This window comes from Candidatus Chloroploca sp. Khr17 (assembly GCF_004138165.1).
Taxonomy (GTDB): Bacteria; Chloroflexota; Chloroflexia; order Chloroflexales; family Chloroflexaceae; genus Chloroploca.
Genome location: NZ_RYFF01000048.1, coordinates 1 through 17,734 on the forward strand (window position 1 = coordinate 1; position 17,734 = coordinate 17,734).

Genomic DNA, 17,734 nt, shown 5'->3' on the forward strand with positions numbered 1-17,734 from the left:
GCGCGGTTGGCTTTCGTTCCTGACCCAGACACGCCACCTGCGCCTGGGCTGGGGTCAAGGAAGCAGGCCTACCAGGCTTGTTCGGGGGCAGGGGGTCCCCGAAAGGCGGTAGGCCCCTTGCGCCAGGCCAGGACGCTGTGGCAGGCTGAACCGGGCAGAACGCAAGCCATACCGCCCGGAGTGGCCAGCCGCAGGAACGCCTGACTGGGCAGCAAGCGTCACGGGATAAGGCACGCCTGGGCTGCACCGGCACGCCGCTGAGCGCCAGGAACCTCACGCAGTGCGCAACATGCCGCCGCCATCAACGAGCAACGAACATGGGGGCATGCAGGCAGACCCACCCGCGCCAAGGCGTCGCCAGCGGCCATGATCGCCTCGCCCCTGCGCCGGTGGGAACACGACGGGGGCGCAACGCAGGCAGGAGTTACCCGTGTCCAGGGGGCAAGCGGGATACAGTGCGCGAGCGAAACAGGCGGGATCGGCCCGCTCCAACGCCCCTGAGCGGTGATCGCCGGTGGGCACCGCACCCTCCGCAGCGTGACCGCACGGGCCAGCGACCGCACGGCGGATCTGGGCAGCGAGCGTCCTGGTGCCCCTCCTGGCAGCGGCATCACCGACGCGGCGATCAGCGGAGGGCACCGCCACCGGCAACGCGCCGCGAGGCCCAGCGGAGGGGCCCAAGCAACCCGGCCCGGCGCCACGCGGCCGCAGGCGCGGCTCAGCGGGCCAGCCCGCCCGCGCACCGGGCAAGAACGCCCGCGCTCCGCCCAGAACTGCGCGAAGCGGGCAGGCCCGGGGGCCTTGCCAACCCGGCCCGGCCCCACGCTGCCGCAGGCGCGGCTCAGCGGGCCAGCCCGCCCGCGCACGGTCAAGAACGCCAGTGCTCCGCCCAGAGCTGCGCGAGGCGGACAGGCCCGGGCCTTGCCAACCCGGCCCGGCGCCACGCTGCCGCAGGCCCAGCCCAGGGTGCGCCCGCACCGGGGCAACGCAGGCCCGCCCCGGCACCAACGCGGCCGCAGGCGCGTACGGCGCACTACGCACGCCTGAGCTTCCAGGCGTGCGTAGTGCACGCAGCTAGGTGCCATAGTAGGGGTTCGCCCGTTCAAAGGCGTTCCACTGGGCCAGCAGGAGCGCCCCCGTGAGGTTACCCTGCCGGATCATCGTCGCAAGCTCGTCATCGCGGGCGGCCTCGTCCAGCAGCAGCGCAAACTCCTCGGCGTTCATGCTCACCCCAGGCTCGGCTAAGGCACGGGCAAGCGCGGCGTGGTCGGCGTGGGTCAGGTTCTCGTCATCAATCCTGGTCATCGGCGCTCCTCCTTGGGTTGGTGCGACCGGTCGTGCCGGTTCGTGCGCCAGACACGCCACCTGCGCCGCCCTGGTGACAAGGAAGCAGGCCTACCAGGCTTGTTCGGGGGCAGGGGGTCCCCGAAAGGCGGTAGGCCCCTTGCGCCAGGGTCAGGCGCTGTGGCAGGCTTGCCGCAGAACCAAGGCACCGTCCGCTGGCGCCCACCCAGGGCAGGGAAGCGTCCGATCAACCAGGAAGGCTGACCGGGAACCACCGCACGACCAACGCTGTCAGCGCGTGCTGCGACGCCGCAGCGGGGGAGCCTGAGGAACGCCGAGGATGCGCTGCGCGACGAGGGAGCCGCCGCGAGGGAGCGCCGCCGACGATCGGCGGCGGGTGACCACGGGCGCGCACGGACGGCCATGGAAGGTCGGCACGCGGGCAGCCCGTCCGCGTGGCAACCACGCTGCCGCAGGCCCGGCCTAAGGCTCCGCCGGGGCCGCGGTAACCCGGCCCGGCACCACGCTGCCGCAGGCTCAGCTCAGCGGGCCTACTCGCCCGCGCACGACCAAGAACGCCCGCGCTCCGCCCAGAACTGCGCGAGGCGAGCAGGCCCGGGAGCCTTGCCAACCCGGCCCGGCTCGACGCTGCCGCAGGCCTGGCTGATCAGCCGTGCGACCCGACGCCTCCGCTGCCATCAGCGCTGCCGCGCAACGGCGCTGATGCTCCGAGGCAACCCGGTGGGTTCCACCGCAGCACCAACGCATCGGCAGCGACCTCACGGCGCGCAGCGAGCACGCTGCTCACCATGCCGGGGCAGGGAGGCTCAGGACGCAAGCGAGCGCGGCCGGGCGGCAGCTCGTTCCAAAGATGATCATGAGCATGCAACCGACCGGTGTAACCCGATGATCCAGGCACCGCAATGATCATAGCAACGCAAGCAGCCGGCCAACGCGAGCACCAGAAGCGCCGCGATGATCAGGCCAACGCAAGCAACCGGCCAACGCGAGCACCAGAAGCGCCGCGATGATCAGGCCAACGCGAGCAGCCGGGCACCGCGATGATCAGGTCAACGCAAGCAGCCGGCCAACGTGAGCAGCGGGGGAACACAAGCACCAGAAGCACCACGATGATCAGGGCAACGTGAGCAGCCGACCAACGCGATGATCAGGGCAACGCGAGCAGCCGGCCAACGCGATGATCACGATGTATCGGCACGGGGATCTGGGCACGCTCGGTGGCCTGATCCGGTGACCAACGAACCTATCCGCCCACCATGCGCCCACCCACTCCACCCACCGCACGCGCCACCGGGGAGGGGCTGGATGACGCTGCGGGCGCACACACGCCGCAGATCGCCCACCCCTGCACCGCGTCCTGATGCGATGCAACGCCTCGCTGGGCTGCGCGAGCCGCAGCGTTGGCCCCTGCGTGGTACCCCTGCGTCACGGGCGCAGGAGCTGGCTTTGGGGGCCACGCAGGGGTTGCAGGGTTCGACGTTGGGGTTGCGTACGAGGTTGACGCTGGGGCTGACGGCGCACGCGAGCAAGCCCGCAGACGCATGCCGCCAGCAGGTCAGCGCATACGGATAAACCCGCGCCCGTCCACCGATACCCCCAGCTTGATCCAGACGCCAGCGCACGACCAGAAGACCGTCTTGCCCCCCAAGGTTAGCTCGCTGTCTGGGTCGTCACTCGCCAGGCCAGGTGATCATCGTCGCAGGCACGACGGCGACCTGCCCCAAGGCTGGCTCGCTGTCCGGGTCGGCACCTCTGAGGATCACGATGCGACCCAGGAACGCGGGCAACACACTGGCGTGCCCATTGCGCATCTACGACACCGTCGCCAACGGCCCCGGCGATCCCCCCCCGACGGCGGCCAGCCTGGTCGCCTGGGCGCACCAGATCTCCCCCGCGTGGCTTGACGAGCCGGGGGAGCGGAGCGGCAGCGGGTAGGCCCGGCGGGGCCGTGGATGCGGGCCGGACGACGTGCGTCCGGCCCATATCCACAGCGGCCCGGTTAGCGGCGCACGAGGGGGAGATAGACCCGTGACCTTTGCACCGTAGCAGCCTGCGCCAGAAAATCCTGACCTGCCAGCGCTGCCGTCACCGTTACTGACCGGGTGGTCGGATCAAAGGTGTAGCCCGCCAGGGTCGGCGTTAACACGTGCGGCCCATACGGTACGTTGACCAGGGTGTAGGCTCCCGTGCTGTCGGTCGTGGAACTCAGCGTGCCATTCGTGATCACCACATTGGCCAAACCCACGCCATCCACCGTCACGCGGCCCGTTACTGGGAAGGTGCGCAACGTCGCCGAGAAGTTCTGATCGCTTAACGCCTCGGTCACGGTGATCATGCGCGTCGCCGGGCTAAAGGTGTACCCCGCCAACGTCGGGGTCAGCACGTGCGTCCCATAGGGCACGCTCATCAAGACATAGAAGCCCGTATCCGTGGTCGTCACAGTGCGCGTGCCGTCCGTGATGACCACATCCGCCAGCCCTACCCCGCCCACCGTGACCCGGCCCGTCACGGGGAAGGTCACGGGCGTCGCCGCCTGCGCCAGAAAATCCTGGCCGGTCAGTGCTGCCGTCACGGAGATCGTCCGCGTCACCGGGCTGAACGTATAGCCCGCCAACGTCGGTGTCAGCACGTGCGTCCCATACGGCACGTCCGTGAGCCTGTAGGCCCCCGTCGCAGTTGTGGTTACGGTACGCGTGCCATCCGTAATGACGACATCCGCCAACCCCACCCCGTCCACTGTCACCTGGCCCGTCACCGGGAAGGTCTGCAGGGTGGCGACAAAGTCCTGGCCTGTCAGTGCTTCGGTCACCGTGACCGTACGCGTGACCGGCGTGAACGTGTACCCCGCCAGCGTCGGCGTCAGCACGTGTGTGCCGGACAGCACCTGGGTCAGCGTGTACGCCCCGGTACGATCCGTTGTCGCCGTCCGCGTGCCATCTGTGATGACGACATCCGCGAGCCCCACCCCCTCGACCGTCACTTGCCCACTGACCGGGAAGGCTAACTCAAAGGCGAGCAGCACCATCGCGAGGTTATTGCTACGATTGATGTCGTTCAGCGTGAAAGCCGGGTCCGCGAGCGCATAGACCCCCTGGTGCAGCGGCACGGTCGTCGTACCGGTGATCATCGCGTAGCCACCCGCAGGGATCGCAGCAATGGTCACGGTGAAGAGTTCCGCCTGCTCCGTAAACGTCCCGTCATGGTAGAAACTGACCGGCACGTTCTGCATCGCGACAGCGCCCACGTTATACACGAGCGCCCGGATCTGCGTGCCGCCCGCAGCCAGCGGTTCCACCCAGAGCGTGGCCGGGCTGAGCATGAGATCTGCCCCGCGCATGAAGCTGAAAGACAGGCTCTTGTCGTCAGGCCAACGATCACTACCAGTATCCAGCATCACTGTGGCGGTTAGCGTATGTGTACCAGCCGCCATACCGCTACTGTCCCAGAGCGTGGTGCTGGTATAGACCTCACCAGCGGCGATCATTGGCAATGTTTCGCTGATCAACGCGGTGTCGCCGATCGTTTCGTGCGTGTAGCGCAGGGTCGTCGTGGGGCTGGTGGTGGTGCCGCGGTTGGTTACCACCGTTAGGAGTTCGACCTGGTCGCCACTGAGGGGCACGGCCGCCGCAGAGCGTAGGGCCAGATCCGGCCCAAAGGCAGCCCGTATCGCCTGGTTGTCCTGCTCGTTGGTCTCGGCGATCTGGTCGTCGGGGTCGGCCAACGCGAAAAACGTGTGTGCGCCGCCCGTGCTCGGTACCAGGTAGTCGAGGCTCAGCGTGGTGGTGAAGCCCGCCGCCAGCGGGATCGTCAGGCTGGGTGTGCCGAGCAGTGTACCACCGGCGGTTGGGTCACCATCGTAGAAGGCGACGCTGACCCCGGTGAGCGCGAGGTCGCCGGTGTTGCTGATCGTTGCGCTGATCTGGATCGTCGTACCCGGGGCCGGGTGGGTCTCCGAGACGCTGAGGCCATCAGCGGCCAGCGCGAGATTGCGCTCCAGCGGGTGCCGCAGGGCGATCAGGTCAGTGCCGACTTCCACTGGGATGCTATAGGTGAACGGGGCCGTCCCGCCCGGCATCGTGATCTGCTGTTCCTGGTGGTCAATGGCAGTCGCGGCATAGCCTACCCAGAGGTTCCCATTGGTGTCGAGCGCCGGTGCGAGATACATCTCCTGATCGGTCGTTTCGGTCAACGGGCGTGGCTGGCCCCAGAGGCCCTGCGCCTCGTCGTACACGCTCAGGAAGAGGTCGCGCTGGGTCGTCTGGGCACTGAAGACCAGCAGCAGGTTGCCTGCCTTATCGCGCAGGGCCCTGATCCGGTCAATGCTCTGCCCCTCAGATAACGGCATGCTACTGGTTGCCCCACTGACCAGATGGAGCGAGCGTATTTGCCCGTCGCTCAGCCAGACCAGGAGTGGCTGATTGGCGGGGTCGTAGACTACCTGTGGTGCTCGGTGGCCAAGGGTGTCGTTCGTCCGCTGCACCGGGGCCGACCAGGCGCTACCGGTCCAACTGGCGGTGAAGAGTTGGAGGGTGGGTGATGGTGCGCCGGTGGCGGTCAGTAGCCGGGTAAAGGCGATCGTTGCTGTGCCATCACCTGCACCGAGCGCGTACTCGGTTAGGCCGGGGATGTCGCTCACGGCTGCGACGGGAGCGCCCCAGCCACCCTGATAGGTTGCCGCGACGATCGTGTCGGGGCTGGCCGCGTCGCCCTGGAGCAGGCCCGTGCGGTTCTGCCGCCAGATCGCCAGCAGCCGTCCGTCGCTGCCCGCCGCCAGCTGGGGGGTGAAATCGAGCGCATTGTTGGCAGTGAGCATGCTGACGGGCGACCACTGGCCGCTGGTCGGGTCGAAGCTGGCGCTGGCAATCTCGACCTGATTCGCCGTGGCGGCATCCCAGGTGGCATCGGGCGAAAGCGCCGCCCCCATGCGTTGCCAGACGGCGACGGCACGACCGTTGCCGGCCCATGCCAGTTGCGGTGCCCCATCGAGGCGATCATCATTGGTCAGACCAGCCGGGGCGGCCCAGGCGCTGCCATTCCACCGGCTGAAGGAGAGCTCGTGGGCCTGGCCGAGCGGCCTGGTCGGATCGACCTCTACCCAGACCATGAGCGCCGTCTCATCGCTTGGACTCGCGGCCAGCGTCGTCTCGGCATACGTATAGACCCTGGTTGCCACCAGGCTGGCCCCGGTGGGCACTGCGCTCAGAGGCAGCGATACCAGGCCTGCTGGGGCTGGTGGTGCCGCCGGGATCAGGCGGAAGGCGGGTACCGTGGTGGGGGGGGCCGAGAGGAGCATACTCCTGGCCTCCGGGTAGCGCCAGCTAATCTCGCCTGTGTCGCTCCGCTCGAACCAGCCAGATCGGAGACGCCAGCCCACCTCGCCCTGGAGTTCGACCCGGTCGAAGGTCAGCCCCCCGGTCGGGGCGGCGATCGGGCCAGGTATGGTCGCGGTCGGCCCACCATTGCCACCCACCCACAGCTTAATCTCGGCTACCGGCAGATCCCACCGATACCCTCCCTCAATCCCCAGCCGACCGCCGACCTCCAGATCAGACAGTTCGACATAGGGTGCAGCAGCCAGCAGGCGGCTATGGGCATCCCCCTCGATGGCAAGGCTCCCATCTAGGTAGATCTCACCCAACACCTTGGAGATGTACTCTTCCGCATGGAGGATGATCACCGTTTGCTCCAGGGCGATGCCGATAGTGGTATTGAGGTAGGCGACCATTACGAGAATTGGCTTACGGACCCAGGTCTGCTTTGCTTTGATCTCAAAGCCGACCGACCCTTCCGGCACGTCCCATACGCAAAGCCCGATTGGCTGGGCTTCCATCTGTCCCTTCACCTGCGGACTGATCTCGGTGCGGAAGAAGGTCAAAGTCGGGCCGCCACTCACCTCACTCGTAATTGGCCCAAGGCAGAAGAGAGGGTAACCGAATTTCGCACTAAACTCGAACTTCTTAAGGCCAAAGTCAGCCTCGTTGCCCCCGAACCCAGGTGCGCGCAGATCAAACGTGCGGGGCGGTATCACTAACGTAAACTCATACCCGGTCTTCCCACTAGTCGAATCTACCATGAGTGGCATAGCAGCCCTGTTGGTCGCAATTAAGCCCGCCATCCAGGACGGCATCGGCCATGAGAACGGAGTGTAACTCACCACCGCCGAGCGCTGCCCCGCCGCATTCACCGCCACGATCTCCAGGCTATTGAGGCCGTCGCGCAGATCGCGGCCCATATCGAGCGTATGGCGTACCGAGGTCGCCGTCGCTGGAATCGTGGTCATCACGCCATTGAGCTGGAACACCACCCACCTCGGTGTGGTGCCGCGCCAGTCAACGCTGACCGAGACCTCGTTCGGCACCGACACCCCTGCGAGATACCGCCCATCAAGCGGATGGCGGGCACTGACCTGGGTGATCACGACCGGCCCATCCGTCGGCGTGATCCCAGGAGCGGTGAACGTGATGATGACGACCGGCGCAAGCGGCTGACCGTGCTGGGGATCGTCGAGGCGCACCTGCACCAGGCCAGGCAACGCCGATGTCAGCGTGGTACGGAAGCGCCCCTGGGCATCGGCGGTACCAAGAGGCTCCGCAAGCTGCCCCACGCTCCCATGCCCCAGCGTCAAACGCAGACGTTGCCCCGGCTGAGCGCCCCGCACATCCACGTCCACCGTGCTCCCAACCGCCACCATCGTCGCACTGGTGGTCAACGTCACCTCTGAAGACGCCCCACCCTCACCCAGCGGATCACGCGGGATGGTCGTCTGGCCCGCCCGATTATCCCCCCAGCACCGCAGGGTGCCATCCACGGTCACTGCGCACGTGTGCGTCCCACCCGCGCTGACCTGGCTGACTGCGCCGAGGTTGCCCGGCACCGTCGCCTGGCCGTACTCGTCCCACCCCCAGCACCGCAGCATCCCGTCCGCCCTCACCGCACAGGTATGCCATGAACCCACACTGACCTGGCTGACTGCACCGAGGTCGCCCGGCACCATCGCCTGACCAAGATCCTTGCCATTCCAATCCGTGTTTGCCCCCCAGCACCGCAGCACCCCGGCCATCGTCACCGCACAGGTGTGATACCCACCCGCGCTGACCTGGCTGACCGGGCCGAGGTCGCCCGGCACCGTCGCCTGACCAACCTCGTTGCCATTCCAATCCGTGTTCCTTCCCCAGCACCGCAGCATCCCGTCCGCCCTCACCGCACACGTATGCGACCCACCCGCGCTGACCTGGCTGACCGCGCCGAGATCGCCCGGCACCATCGCCTGGCCAAACGAGTTATTCCCCCAGCAGCGCAGCATGCCGTCCACCGTCACCGCACACGTATGCCCTGAACCCACACTGACCTGGCTGACTGCACCGAGGTCACTCGGCACCGGATCGGAGTACACCCAGCACCGCAGCACCCCGGCCATCGTCACCGCACAGGTGTACAACCGACTCACGCTGACCTGGCTGACCGCGCCGAGATCGTCCGGCACCGTCGCCTGGCCTGACCCGTTGTTCCCCCAGCAGCGCAGATCCCCGGCTACCGTCACCGCACACGTGTGCAACCCACCCGCGCTGACCTGGCTGACCGCGCCGAGATCGTCCGGCACCGTCGCCTGGCCGGATCCGTTGCCCCCCCAGCAGCGCAGATCCTCGGCTACCGTCACTGCACACGTGTGACTCCCACCCGCGCTGACCTGGCTGACCGCGCCGAGATCGTCCGGCACCGTCGCCTGGCCAAACGAGTTATTCCCCCAGCAATGCAGCTCCCCACCCACCGTCACCGCACAGGTGTGCGCCCACCCCGCGCTGACCTGGCTGACCGCGCCGAGGTCGCCCGGCACCGTCGCCTGGCTGGATCCATTGTCCCCCCAGCAGCGCACCACCCCATCCATCGTCACCGCACAGGTGTGTGTGTCGCCCGCGCTGACCTGGCTGACCGCGCCGAGGTCGTCCGGCACCGTCGCCTGACCAACCTCGTTGCCATTCCAATCCGTGTTCCTTCCCCAGCACCGCAGCATCCCGTCCGCCCTCACCGCACAGGTGTGTTCTTCACCCGCGCTGACCTGGCTGACCGCGCCGAGGTCGCCCGGCACCGTCGTCTGGCCGTTGCCGTTGTTCCCCCAGCAGCGCAGCGCCCCGTCCACCGTCACCGCACACGTGTGACTCCCACCCGCGCTGACTTGGCTGACCGTGCCGAGGTCGCCGGGCACCGTCGCCTTGCCGTCTCCATTGTCCCCCCAGCAGCGCAGGACCCCGTCCACCGTCACGGCACAGGTCTGACCTCCACCTGCGCTCACCTGGCTGACCGCGCCGAGATCGGCTGGCACATCAGAAAAAGCCCCCCAACAGTACACTTGCCCGGCGACATTGATCACACAGGTCGTATGACCACCAGCAACCACCTGTGGCAGCGCGGTGGTGCTGAGCCCGAGCGCGGTCTGCGGGCGCAGATCCAGGCGCAGTTGCTCCGGTACGACTGGCAACGAGGGTACCGGTGCTGGATGCAGCACCGGTGGCATAGCCATGGACGCAGCCTGGGGCACCAGCAGGGGCAACCCCAGGGCAAACAGGATAACCAGCACGAGTGGCAGGCAACGACGATGGCGCATGACAGCCTCTGCTTTCACGGGCCGCCCGGTCAGCCCCATGCCAACGCCGCGACCACGCATCACATATCTTTCATCCTCTCAGTACCCATCTTTCCCGTTTGACTCTTGGCTTTTAGCGCATAGTTGCGGGATCACCACCAAGGTAACTCCTAGCCACCCACGGTCGTGGCCTGGCACCATCCATCCCGCACGCCCTGCCCCCACCACGTCCGTAGCCCGGTGGGTGCGCCAGGAAAACCTCGCCCCCACCCTGACGCAACGCCTCGGCAGGCAACGAATGATCATCGCGACCACGGCCACGCGCCGCTAACCCGGGGCCACCGTCAGCGTAGGCGACGCCGAGCACCGTCATCAGCGCAGGCGTTAGACCAACCCGCTGATGATCGCCTACCTACCCCACCCACCGCACGCGCCACCGGGGAGGGGCTGGATGACGCTGCGTGCGGAAGTGCACGGTCGCTCGCCTACCCCTGCACCGCGTCCTGATGCGAGACAACGCCTCGCTGGGCTGCGCGAGCCGCAGCGTTGGCCCCTGCGTGGTACCCCTGCGTCACGGGCGCAGGAGCTGGCGTTGGGGCCAACGCCGGGGTTGCAGGGCTCGACGTTGGGGTTGCGTACGAGGTTGACGCTGAGGCTGACGCTGCCCTTGAGGCGGAGCGTTGCACGGATCGCTGTCTCCGCATTGCCACCCCCACCCCCACCGTGCCGTCAGTATTCAGCGATGTCGCTGCCCCCAGGGTCGGCGGGGCGGGGCAAAGAAGGCGGGGCGGCAAGGCCTGGCGCGGGGGCAGCCGCTTCGGGCGGTGGGGTGGGCCCACCAGCACGAGGCGGTGGCGGGGCCGGATCAGGGGTCGGCGTGAATGCGGCGTCCGGGGTTGGGTCTGGCACGGCGGGCGACGAGCGGGGCGGCATCCGGCGGGCCGCAACCGTGCGACAGCGCTGGCGGGTGGCGTCGTCGAGGGCGATGCCGTCGGTGATCAGCGGCGGTGTCACCGGAGGCGCGGCGGGCCGAGGGGGGCGCGGTGACCGGCGCGGTGGGCGAACACGACTGACCCGGATGTGTTGCGCTGCGCCCCCCGCAATCACGACACATTCCCCCGGTTGCAGCCGTTTGACCATGTCGGGGTGGATCTTCAGGCTGTCCTGAACCGCCAGGCTGCCTTCGCCTAACGCGTACTCTTTGACGCCCCGCCCCATGCCCCGTTCGGCGACGCTGATCCGCCGCTGAAAGCTGACCTGAAGCCCGGCTCGGGGCAAGAGGCGTTCGGGATCGGCACACTGGTGCAAGATGACCCCGCCCGCCGCCCCCAGGATGCGATCGGCGTCACTCCCCATGCCCGCATAGCTCTGTGCTGTGACGATGACCCCCGCCCCCCGGAAGCGTACCATTTCGAAGAGCGTGGCGGCGTTGGCTCCGCCCACCGCAATCGCCGGGAACTCGTCGATGATCAGCAAGACCCGTTCATCCGGCGGTTTGCGCACCGCAACATAGTGGGCGAAATCTTCCAGCAGGTAGCGCCCCAGGCTCGCGGTCTGGTCACGCAATTCCAGGCCTTTGAGCAGCAAGTACCCAGCCGCCACGTCCTCAAACGCCCACCTCCCATCCAGGCCGCCCCGCAGCGCACGAAAGAAGGAGCGGTATCGGTTGGCGGCGGCCTGGGCGTCTTCCTTGCGCAACCCCGTCAACTCCTGGGCTTCGGGGTGCCCACGGTAGAGGGTGAGCAGGTGCTCAAGCCGGAGGCGGGCGAGCAGTTCCTCGCTCGAGCGCGGCGGCCCGGGGGGGGCATCCACGGCCAGGCTGAGCAGCAGCTTGGTCATGTCACGATAGTAGGGTTCCGTATAGTCGAGCACGGCTAAGAGCCGGTTGAGGATGGCGGTGCTGTCGCCACGCCAGCCGTCATAGGTGGTGGTTGGAAAGTGCGCCACATGGGCAATGCCCGCGGTGTGCATCGCCCTCGTGAATTCCGCAGCGGTCGCTTCGTCCCCTTTGCAATCGAGATAGAAGACGCGCCAGCCGTACGTGCGGGCCGCCCCATACGCGAGCCGTTTGCTCGTTTCGGTCTTGCCCGTGTTGCTCGCGCCGATCAGCACCAGGTGGCGGCCCAGATTGGCCGCTGGGTAGGTAAACCAGGCCCCGTGGCTCCAGGCAAGATCGCCACCCAACGGCACGCCGAGCACCAGTGATCCACCGGCAGCGTCCGGGGCGGTGGCGCACTGGTGCTGCGCCCGTTGCAGCGCTCGCTGATCGCGGGCGGTGTCACGCGCCAGGCGTTCGCGTTCCCGATCTTCCGCCGTCTTGACGCGCGTGTTCTGGAGATAGAGGGCCAGCAGCGGGGCCAGCAGGAGCATGGTCAACCAGAGGTGCATCACGTCGGGCCAACTCTGGTGGAACAACGCCGGCAGCGCGGCTGGGGAGGGTGGGGTGATCAGCGAGGGTTGCAGGTAGCCGAGCAAGGGCTGGGTCGTACGCGTCAGACTGGTGAGCGTGGCCTCCAGATGACGCCAACGGAAGGCGATGACCGCCAGGCCCGCTAGGCCCAGCAGGGCACACCAGCGGGCGCGGCGTTGCGTCCGATCCGCCTGGACGAAGGCCGCCAAGAGCCCCGCCAGCATGAGCGCCCCGGGGCCAGTCAGGATGAGCAGCAGGGCGAGGCTCACCAGGCGGCTCTGTTGTTCCTGGACGGTCTGCGGGGCGAGCGGGCGACGGGTTGGCCGGGAGGGCAGTGGCGCCAGGGTACTCATGATGGTGTTGGCTCCCAGAGGTGACTCGGGGCCAGCGTGACCTGCGGTTGCTCCACAAGACGATCGACGACCTGGTTGGTTGTCCACGCCACGGTGCCGATGCCGAACCAACCCCGGCGAATGGTCGTCGGATGCACATGGGTTTCGGGGAGAAAGAGATAGTTCGCCGCCGCCTGGTGGTTGACTTTCACCACTTCTTCGGCGATCCGCTGCAGGCGCGTCATGCTCGGAGCCACGACGAGCACGCGGAAGTGAGCGGTGCCATAGCGTTGCTGCAACAACGGGTGGCCCTGGTAGGCGTCGTAGGCCTGAGCTTTCCGGTACCAGGAACGCAGCGGGCGGGTGCCGCGATCGAGTTCGAGCACGAGGCGTTCGCCGTCGAAGAGGCAGGTGGCATCCGGCAAGACCGGCTCGGGGTCGCGTTGGCCGCTGATCGGGACGCGGTCGTAGGCCTGACGTGCCAACTGATGATCGCCCCGCCAGTGCGTGAGTGTCCGGTGACGATAGGTGGCTTCGGCCCGCAAGGCGGCGTAGCAGACGCCAATCGCGATCCGATGCTCAAAGTTTTGCAGCGCTTTGCTGCGATGATCGTCGCACCAGATCTGTTCTGGTTCCAGGGTGCCATATTCGGTCAGGATGGTGGCCCCCAGCGGGGTCAACGCATAGGCATCGGCGCTCCGCCGCACCCGCACCGTCAAACTATCGGCGATCCGGGCCAACCGGATGATCAAGCCATGCGCTTGCAGCAACCCCAGCCGGTGATAGAGGTTCGAGCTCGCCTGATACCGATTGACCGTACCGGCCGTCACGGCCGCATGATAGCGGGTGCGCCAACTCGGAAAGTGCAGCCATTCAAGCGCCCAGGCGGTCAGATACCGGGCCTCGGCGAGCGAGGCGAGCATCGCGACATCGCGCGGTTGCAACCGCATGCGCGGTAACGCGGCGGCGGACGGGGTGGACGGAACGGCGGAAGATGAAGAAGCCATAGACCCTTTCCTGATGAGGTGCGCAGCACCAGCGTGGGCACGCCGTGCGCGTGCAGTTGTCACTCCCACACCTGGGGCGACGCGGCCAGGTCAGCGTCGCCTGCGAGGGCAGAGCCAGGCTGGCCGCCCACCCACGGAGTCAACAAAAGGGGGACCGCACCCGGCCAGCGGGCCCCCAGCCAGCGTCGCGGGGTCGGTTTGGGCTGACGAGCCAGGCGGGGGCCGAAGAGTCCGCTGCCTGGCAGCACCAACCACCCGGCTGCCCGTGCGACCTCAGTTGGATCGGGGCCATCGTCCTCAACGGCGAGCAAGGCCCCCACCCGCACCTGGCGCGACCCCGTCCAAGAGACGATCAGCCGGGCCTCGTCCCAACGGGTCAGTTCAAATGGCCGGGCCGTGCGCCCGGGCCAAAGCACCACAACCCGCTCGGTGGGGCGGGTCGCCAGCCCTTGCGGGGCCGCGACCAAGCCCAGGTCACTGCCAGGCAATGACCTGGTCAGCACCCGTCGGAAGAGGGCCGAGCGACAGCCGGGACGACAGGCCTGGCGCAAGCAGCCCTCACATCCTTCCAGCGTCACATACGCCTGCTCCCGTCCCCGGACACGCAGGGTCATGGCCGCGACCGCGCTATAGCGCAGATGCAGCCGTACCGCCGCCTGCCAGGCGTCCCTATCCAGCACGCACGCCTCCGCCGGCACTTCCAGCCGCCACAAAATCCAGGGATGGATCATGAGCTCGGTTCCTCCTCCCACGGTTGTCGCAGACCGGGCGGGCACGCGCCCGTCCCCCAGTGGGTCACGACCCCATAAAACTGTGGGCTTCGCGACGATTGAGTTCCACATTCAGCTGATAGACATCATTGCGCAGCACGGCCAGACATTCACCCGGTTCAGCCCGTGGCAAGAAGGCGAGGTACGCGGGGGGCACGTCGGGCAAGGCTGCGGCCACTTCCTGGGCGGCACTCGGTTCCAGGTGGAAGAAGATGCGCGCCGCCGCTTGTTCATAGATCTGGCGTCCGGTCTCGGTGCCAAAGAAGGTCGAGGGGTTCTGATCAACCAGCACGATCCCGCAGCCATACTTGCGGGCCGTTTTGCTAATCGCGTGCGCCAGGCGTACGACCTCCTCAACCTGGGAGGCATACCCAAACTCATCAATTTCGAGAAAGATCTTGCGCTGACGATCGCGTCCAGGCAGGCGCAAATAACGATGGATGGCACCAATCGCCTGGAGGTAGTAAAACGGGCGCAAGAGTTCGGGCACCTGGGCAAAATCGTAGTAGACCACATCGCGGCGAAAATTCCAATCAATCGTGGTGGCTCCATGAAAAGCGGCCCCTTCGGGGGTGAGCGTGGTGGCGTGGCGATCTTCCGTGCCGTAGAGCAAATAGCGCAAATCGAGGGCCAGGGCGTGCGCCACCGGGCTAACTTCCGCTTCCAGCATGGTCAACAGATCGCCGAGCAGCGGGGTGTGCGCAATGGGGGTTTCCGGGGTCACGCCATGGGTTTCATAGAGCGCCTGGATCACGCGGCCCAGCACGCCGCGTTCGCGGACGGAAAAGATGCGCGGCTGATACGCTTGGCGATGATCGGTCGTCTGGCCGGGTTGACCAAAGAGCAAGGCCAGTTGCCCGACGACATGCAGCACCTGATTAGGCAACCACCCCCCGTCAGTCTCGGTATCGAAGACAACGTCAAGCAGATTGACCGTATGTTCCAGCCCAACCCGATAACAGACCGCCCCGGCCAGCGCCGCCGCGACCCGCAGACCATTGGCAAAGGCGTCAATGCCAATCACCTGCATGCCATGCACGGCCGCCGCGCGTTCCGCCAGGAGGTTGATAAAGACGGTTTTGCCATAGCCCGATTTGCCGAGCACAATCGTATGCGCGGCTTGTTGCTGCTGAAAAAGATCCATAAAGACCGGTGCACGACGCAGCGCATCAATCCCGAGGAAGATGCCCGTAGTGGCGGTCGGGCGATGCAACCCGACAATCCCGGCCATGCAGCCGACCGCCTGCGACAATTGCGTGCGTGGCTTCCAGGGTGCTTCGAGATGGGTACGGGGGAGCGGGCTACACAATTTGAGCACTTCAGCCTGCGCCCCGGCGGCCCGCATCAGGCGCAACGATGAACCCAAGCGGTCACGGGTCTCCGCGACATTGATCTCGAGGTCGTCGGGGTCGCGGCCACCGACGATGACCGCCAATTGGAGACGATGGAGCGTCTGGTGATGCAGTTCGTGCAGGGCATGGGTGGCATCGGCGGTGACCCGCTGCGCCCGGGTATCCAGCAGGCGGTGATCGCGTGCGACCAGGTTGGCGGCATTGAAGGCAAGTTCTGCCGTACGCTGCGCCTGACGATGGGTCATGGTTTGAATATCAAGGGCCAGGATGACATCGTAGTTCGTGGCAAGCAGGGGATGCAGCGTACTGGCATCCCAGATATCCTGCAGATCATAGGAGTGGAGCGCCGCCAACCAGGGCTGTCCAGCTTCCAACGGTTCCAGGCGGGTGGCATGTTCACGGTAGGCACAGCCCAGCAACGTAGGCATGACAGGCAGGTGCGTCACCGGACGGCCAAAAGCGTGGCGTAAGGTTGTGCTGAGCACCGTCGGCGCAACGTCGGGTGGGGGCCATGTCAACAAGAGGTAGGTCGCCGAGCGCACATAGGCCTGCTCCATCGTGCGGTAGAACGCCATCATTTCTTGCATCCACGGGAGCCGCCAGAAGACCTGGACGATGGTATCGGCGAGCGTCGCCCAGGCGACGAGGGCGTCAGTGACCGGCAAGGGTTCGCCCCGCACGGCGGCCTGCACCAGTGCTTGCATCGCCGGAAACGGTGCCAGGTGGGTCAGCAGCATTGGCACCATGGGTTCCGGCAAAGCACGCAGGATCTGGGCAGGGTCATGGGCCTCGGTTCCGTCAACCAGGGCATCAATCGCCCGCAGCAACGGGCCCAGGCCGTGGGCGAGATAGGCCAGCGGAGCCTGCTCACGCCGCATGCGCTCGGTGGCGGTTTGCAACGAAAAGCCGCGTGAGAGCGCCAGCAGGCGGGCCGGATAGGGACGGGCGGCAAACCATGCGCCCACCCGACGTTCAAAGCCCTCCCGGTCAGCCACTTGTTCCAGCGGGAAACTGTGCAATTGAAAGAGATCCATAGCTCTCCGTGCTCATAGCTGACGCCGCTGGCGGCGTCAGCGGCGGGTCAATCAGCCGCAGGCTGCGGCTCAGCGAGCGGGTCATCACGCAACGGCGCGGGCGTGAGCGCGTCAGGCGTGCTCACCTTCGGGACGGGCGGGCGGCGGCGGCGCTGGCGCGGATCGCGCACGATCTGCACCGGCCCATCGACCGCTAGCGGACGTTCACGGCGTTCACTTTGCACGGTACCGGTAAGCATCTCCGGGGTGATGATCCGGCCATGCATGCGCATGCGCAGCTGCCCGCGTAGCTGCCAGAGGAGGTGTTCATAGATTGCCATGCCGCCCACATCGAGGGTCAACGCCAGTCCCAACAGCGCGGCCCCAATGATGAGCGGGGCGCGCACCAGCAGCGGCAAGCCCGCGGAAACCACCACACACGGGAGCACCACGAGAATGATGCCCACCAGATGCTCAAACGTGAGCAAGACCGCTACCTTTTCTTTGCGGCGATTATGCAACTCTTCTAACATGCGATACGGCATAACGCGCTCCTCCCCATGCTCAGGACACAAGCCAGCCATGTTCCTGACGCCTACCGCCTGCAAACGGGGCAACGGTAGGGCGTCAGGAACGTCCTGCCACCCCATGGGGGCAGGACGCACCACCCGGCGTGGTACTTACCCCCCGCCGACCGCCCCGCCCGCCCCACCGAGGCCGTAGAGGGCCGTCACAATCGTGGTCGCAAACCCCACTACCACCACTCCTAACAAGACCCGTTGCAAATGCCCCCGGGCCGCCTGGGCCCAGTCGGGAATGACCGGAGCCAGGGCGTTCATCAAAAACCACAAGACCAACGCAATCACTGCTGTGGGCAACACCAACGACAACAAACTCGTTTGCAGCGTGGTGAACATCGTCGTAATCGCTTCCACCGGCGTCTCCTTTGGGCTAGGGCAGGCAT

11 protein-coding genes are annotated in these 17,734 nt (G+C 66.8%); 1 reads left to right on the top strand and 10 read right to left on the bottom strand.

Going from position 1 to position 17,734, the window contains the following annotated elements:
• Positions 1-1,074: 1,074 nt before the first annotated feature.
• Both EKD05_RS20470 and EKD05_RS26480 read right to left on the bottom strand, forming a co-directional pair.
• A complete protein-coding gene (locus tag EKD05_RS20470) occupies positions 1,075-1,305 on the bottom strand; it encodes a hypothetical protein (RefSeq protein WP_129676619.1) in 231 nt (76 codons plus the stop codon).
• 646 nt (positions 1,306-1,951) lie between these two features.
• Positions 1,952-2,215 carry a hypothetical protein gene (locus tag EKD05_RS26480; RefSeq protein ID WP_129676621.1) on the bottom strand — a complete coding sequence of 88 codons (264 nt, stop codon included), beginning with the start codon at positions 2,213-2,215 and terminating at the stop codon, positions 1,952-1,954.
• A gap of 854 nt (positions 2,216-3,069) precedes the next feature.
• Between EKD05_RS26480 and EKD05_RS25980 the strand changes: the two genes are divergently transcribed.
• Positions 3,070-3,240, top strand: coding sequence for a hypothetical protein (locus EKD05_RS25980; RefSeq protein WP_165360857.1), 171 nt, complete (start codon positions 3,070-3,072; stop codon positions 3,238-3,240).
• 64 nt (positions 3,241-3,304) lie between these two features.
• On the opposite strand, the gene EKD05_RS20480 is transcribed toward EKD05_RS25980, so the two are convergent.
• The 8 genes from EKD05_RS20480 to EKD05_RS20515 all read right to left on the bottom strand — a co-directional run bounded on the left by EKD05_RS20480 (position 3,305) and on the right by EKD05_RS20515 (position 17,705).
• On the bottom strand, positions 3,305-9,967 hold the full coding sequence (locus EKD05_RS20480; RefSeq protein ID WP_240695876.1) for a CARDB domain-containing protein: 6,663 nt from the start codon (positions 9,965-9,967) through the stop codon (positions 3,305-3,307).
• Positions 9,968-10,019: 52 nt separating this feature from the next.
• On the bottom strand, positions 10,020-10,259 hold the full coding sequence (locus tag EKD05_RS20485) for a hypothetical protein (RefSeq protein ID WP_129676625.1): 240 nt from the start codon (positions 10,257-10,259) through the stop codon (positions 10,020-10,022).
• A 356-nt stretch (positions 10,260-10,615) separates the two neighbouring features.
• On the bottom strand, positions 10,616-12,649 hold the full coding sequence (locus tag EKD05_RS20490; RefSeq protein WP_129676627.1) for a hypothetical protein: 2,034 nt from the start codon (positions 12,647-12,649) through the stop codon (positions 10,616-10,618).
• Positions 12,646-13,635, bottom strand: coding sequence for a replication-relaxation family protein (locus EKD05_RS20495; RefSeq protein ID WP_129676629.1), 990 nt, complete (start codon positions 13,633-13,635; stop codon positions 12,646-12,648). The genes EKD05_RS20490 and EKD05_RS20495 overlap by 4 nt, the downstream gene beginning before the upstream one ends.
• Positions 13,636-13,694: 59 nt before the next feature.
• The gene (locus EKD05_RS20500) at positions 13,695-14,366 is read right to left on the bottom strand and encodes a hypothetical protein (protein WP_129676631.1); all 672 of its coding nucleotides are present in this window, start codon (positions 14,364-14,366) and stop codon (positions 13,695-13,697) included.
• 64 nt (positions 14,367-14,430) lie between these two features.
• On the bottom strand, positions 14,431-16,791 hold the full coding sequence (locus EKD05_RS20505; protein WP_129676633.1) for a VirB4 family type IV secretion system protein: 2,361 nt from the start codon (positions 16,789-16,791) through the stop codon (positions 14,431-14,433).
• Between the two features lie 47 nt (positions 16,792-16,838).
• Positions 16,839-17,315, bottom strand: a complete 477-nt coding sequence (locus tag EKD05_RS20510; RefSeq protein ID WP_129676635.1) for a hypothetical protein — start codon at positions 17,313-17,315, stop codon at positions 16,839-16,841.
• A 135-nt stretch (positions 17,316-17,450) separates the two neighbouring features.
• On the bottom strand, positions 17,451-17,705 hold the full coding sequence (locus tag EKD05_RS20515; protein WP_097653924.1) for a hypothetical protein: 255 nt from the start codon (positions 17,703-17,705) through the stop codon (positions 17,451-17,453).
• Positions 17,706-17,734 lie beyond the last annotated feature (29 nt).

What these genes read in the sequence shown, in the direction of transcription:
- EKD05_RS20470 (WP_129676619.1), bottom strand. Translation starts at nt 1,305, where the DNA reads ATGACCAGGATTGATGACGAGAACCTGACCCACGCCGACCACGCCGCG.
- EKD05_RS26480 (WP_129676621.1), bottom strand. Translation starts at nt 2,215, where the DNA reads ATGATCATTGCGGTGCCTGGATCATCGGGTTACACCGGTCGGTTGCAT.
- EKD05_RS25980 (WP_165360857.1), top strand. Translation starts at nt 3,070, where the DNA reads ATGCGACCCAGGAACGCGGGCAACACACTGGCGTGCCCATTGCGCATC.
- EKD05_RS20480 (WP_240695876.1), bottom strand. Translation starts at nt 9,967, where the DNA reads ATGCGTGGTCGCGGCGTTGGCATGGGGCTGACCGGGCGGCCCGTGAAA.
- EKD05_RS20485 (WP_129676625.1), bottom strand. Translation starts at nt 10,259, where the DNA reads ATGACGGTGCTCGGCGTCGCCTACGCTGACGGTGGCCCCGGGTTAGCG.
- EKD05_RS20490 (WP_129676627.1), bottom strand. Translation starts at nt 12,649, where the DNA reads ATGAGTACCCTGGCGCCACTGCCCTCCCGGCCAACCCGTCGCCCGCTC.
- EKD05_RS20495 (WP_129676629.1), bottom strand. Translation starts at nt 13,635, where the DNA reads ATGGCTTCTTCATCTTCCGCCGTTCCGTCCACCCCGTCCGCCGCCGCG.
- EKD05_RS20500 (WP_129676631.1), bottom strand. Translation starts at nt 14,366, where the DNA reads ATGATCCATCCCTGGATTTTGTGGCGGCTGGAAGTGCCGGCGGAGGCG.
- EKD05_RS20505 (WP_129676633.1), bottom strand. Translation starts at nt 16,791, where the DNA reads ATGGATCTCTTTCAATTGCACAGTTTCCCGCTGGAACAAGTGGCTGAC.
- EKD05_RS20510 (WP_129676635.1), bottom strand. Translation starts at nt 17,315, where the DNA reads ATGCCGTATCGCATGTTAGAAGAGTTGCATAATCGCCGCAAAGAAAAG.